This is a genomic window from Alteromonas sp. DY56-G5, assembly GCF_041414725.1.
Taxonomy (GTDB): domain Bacteria; phylum Pseudomonadota; class Gammaproteobacteria; order Enterobacterales; family Alteromonadaceae; genus Alteromonas; species Alteromonas macleodii.
The window spans coordinates 1-3,714 of record NZ_JANHZQ010000097.1 but is presented as its reverse complement, the minus strand read 5'-3'; the positions used below and the strand labels follow the sequence as shown (position 1 = coordinate 3,714).

Genomic DNA, 3,714 nt, shown 5'->3' with positions numbered 1-3,714 from the left:
AAATATCGCGATCGCAGCCTTCGGCTGCTAGAAAAAATAAACCCCTCCGAAAAAAGAGGGGTTTATCATCAATCTGCGGCGCTAATAAGCGCCGTTTTTATCATTGCTCAATATTACGTAAATTACATTTTGTACGCTACGGTAACGTAACCGAAGCGGCCAATGTTGTCGTACGCGCCGTCTATTGAACCCGTGCCTGTCGTGCCTGTCGGTAGCGCACGGTTAAACAGGTTATCAATACCCACGGTTAGGCTAACACCGTTAGCAAAGTTGTAACCCGCGGTCATGTCAGTCACAGCGTATGAAGGCAGTTCCATACGGTTGCTCGGATTTGGGTTACGCGCTAACTCTTGGTTGTCGTAAAGGCTTGAACGTTCTAGGTAGCGAGTTTTCCAGCTTGCTTCCCAATCACCACGGCTATAGTTGATGGTGAATACACCCTGCCAATCAGATTCACCTGCCGTACCTGCGTACTGATAGAATACTTCAGGGTTATCTTGGAATGGGAATTCTTTGCGGTCTTTAAGGTAAGTCGCAATCAAGCTAGTACGGAATGCGCCTTCTAGCGCGTCGAAATCATATCCTAGTTCGAAGTCGATACCCTTGGCTTCTTGACCCGCGATGTTCAATGCATAGCTACGAATCTGAGTGATTTCACCGGTAGTTCCATCACGGTCGATAAGGCCACAGTATACGTTGTTAATACCCGACTCAGAGTCAACACAGCGGTCCAAAATTGTTTGGCCGTCAATAGACGAAATCGCGTCTGTCAGCTCGATTTCCCAGTAGTCAACAGTAGCGGTAAAGCCTTCAAACCAGCTAGGAGTATAGACAACACCTAGTGTTTTAGAGATTGAGCTCTCCGCTTGCAAGTCAATGTTTCCACCGTTTACGCCTTCTAGCGTTGCTGAGTCGTAATCAGAGTTGAAATCTGCAGGGATACCTAACGCTGCACAGTTTGCAATGCGTTGGTCGGCGTTGGCTAAGTCAGCAAGGTTGTCTGTACGACATGGATCGTCTACGCGGAAGAAGGTTTGGCTTGCTTCACCATAAAGTTCACCGATGTTCGGCGCGCGTAGTGCAGATGATTTTGTCGCACGTAGACGTAAATCTTCATACACTTTCCAATCTAGACCAAGCTTCCAGCTTTTCGCGTTGCCAATCGAAGAGTAGTTGGCAATCCGCGCCGCAGTATCAAATGTCAGCATTTCTACGCCAGGGAGATCGGCAAGTAGTGGAATAGTAACTTCAGTAAATACTTCTGATACATCGTAATCGCCTTTATCTTCACCTAGAGTGTTGAAAAAGGTACCCGCTGCATTATCAGGTTCTTCAATTTCGCTTTTTTCTTTGCGATATTCAACACCGGCTGCAAAGCCAACGTATCCTGCAGGTAATTCATAAATACCAGAGTTTGCGATGGTTGCGCCAGCGTTGTATTGTTCAATTTTGCTTGTGCCAACTGATGTAGTATTGACGTAGTCAATTGCTTCTTGTGAAGGCTGACCAAAGCCCATAATGTTCAGCGGTACACAGCCGTCATCACTACCTGACGCACAAACAACGTTTCCGTCGCCGTCAGTGATTGCGTTAAGTGCATTCTCGAAGTTTTGCAAAACAAGGTTGTTGCGGTTCTCACGCTCTAATTCAGTTTTGCCGTAGTTTACAAATGCCTCGTAGCTCCACTCGTCACCAATGTAGCCTTCAATACCTAGCACGTAGCGATAAGTTTCACGCTCGTCTGCTTCGGTGCGGCGCCCTAGGTCAGTCATCATGCGGTTAAGCTGAATGCTGTCTAGTTCGTTTTCATCCATGTATGCGGCAACGCTATCATCTAGAAAGGCATTGTTACGATAAATGGTTGTCTCTGAGCCGCCATAGAAGAAAGCAGGCTGGCCCATTGTAATTGCACGAGTACGCGCGTACTTAGCCTGTGCATACACTGTGGTGTCGTCGTTTAGCTCGTAGTTACCTTTTACATTTAGGTTAGTACGATCAAACTCAGGCTGAAGCTGCGTAAACTGGCGCAGGTTAAACGAATCACAGTTTGCGCAGAACGCACCGTCTACTTGGTCACCGGTGTAGATTTCGCGAATTGAACCGTCAGCGTTGAAAGTCTGAGAGTTGCCGCCAAAAACGCCAGAGTTGTTTAGTGTGTAGTAGCCCGCATTAGCAGTGTAAAAGTTGTCAGGAAATGCCGTTGAATTTAACTGGTCTTCACTGCGCTCGTATCCCATGATGCTTTCAAAGCTCATATTACGATACGACGTTGCAGTCCAAGGGTTGTCAAGGGCCTCTAAAGCTTCTTGTGAGCTGTATTCGGCTGCAAAAGCAATGTTGCCGCGATCATTGTCGAAGTTAAAGCCGTATGATGCTTGGTATTTATCGTTCTTATAACCGTTTTCCTGTGCAAAGCCTTGCGTCGCACTCACGTCGAAACCTTCAATGTTCTTTTTAAGAATGAAGTTAACAACACCAGTTACTGCATCTGCACCATAAACCGCAGAAGCACCGCCAGTAACGATTTCTACGCGCTCAATCCACGAAGTAGGGATGGTGTTGGTATCTACCGCTGCAGAGCCTGCTGAAGAAGATACGTGACGTTTACCGTCTACCAATACTAACGTGCGGTCAGTACCCATACCGCGTAGGTCAAGAATATTTAGACCGGCAGTTCCAATAAATTGACCTGAATTACCTAATGAGAATGTGTTTGCAAGTGAAGGAAGCTCATTAAGCACCTCACCAATGTTCATCGCACCTGAATTAAGAAGTGACTCACCAGAAATGGCTGTTACTGGTGATGGAGCGATAGCGCCCTGACGAGAGATACGAGAACCGGTGACCTGAATTTTTTCAACGTCAGCGCTTTCATTTGTTGAGTCCTGTGCAAGAACGTTGCCTGAGGTCAACGCGACACTTCCTGCTAATGCTAACTGAACTGCAGTTGCAATATTTTTCATGGATTGTTCCTAGTGAATTAGATTTACGTGCTTGTTGTTGGTTAACGCCCCGTAAATAGGCAAGGGCTAGCCAAATTGCATGCGTAGTTTTTACTTATGTTGCAATGGCGCGCATTCTAATTATCTAGTAATAAATAAATCAATTTTTTGCGGTGAATTAAATTCTAGCTATGAAAGAGTTAACTTAATTTTAAAGAATTTATAAATAGTAGGTTTAATTAATATTTTTAAGTTTTGTATTAATAATGTTCAATAATTGTTTTTATATTGACCATGTGGTCGAAAATTGTCTTTTTAGAGCGCTTATTAAGCGGTTTTCGTCTTGTTTTTAATTTGCTTGGTTAATTTTGAGTTAGAAGGTTTTTGCTCGTATATTGCACTAACTGAGTAAATTTAAACCGTGTATATTAAAGTTTCTTTTTTTAACGTGAATAATAGTTGTTTTGTCGCTGTTTTAAATCAGGTAATTGCTAATGTTGCTCATAAGTTAAATGTTTGTTGCTTCTCCATGTGTTATATTTTTCCTCTTATTTCTTAATGATGTTTTTAATTATCCTTGATTCTGTGGAAACTATAAATAATGTAAGGGAGTTAACCTTAAATAAGGTCGAATAGATGAGAATAACGCTGATACGGTTTTGAACCGCTAGAAATAAAAAAGCCCACTTTGATATGTAATGCCAGTCAGTTAAGCTGACTGGCATTTTTCTTTGTGGGGTATTTAGTCGGTCTTTTCCTCACTACTCTGGGG

The 3,714-nt window shown here is 43.5% G+C and carries 1 protein-coding gene; it reads right to left on the bottom strand.

What is annotated here, in order from left to right; genetic code table 11:
- Positions 1–122: 122 nt before the first annotated feature.
- Positions 123–2,963, bottom strand: coding sequence for a TonB-dependent receptor domain-containing protein (locus NO989_RS21580; protein WP_371343181.1), 2,841 nt, complete (start codon positions 2,961–2,963; stop codon positions 123–125).
- Between the last annotated feature and the right edge of the window lie 751 nt (positions 2,964–3,714).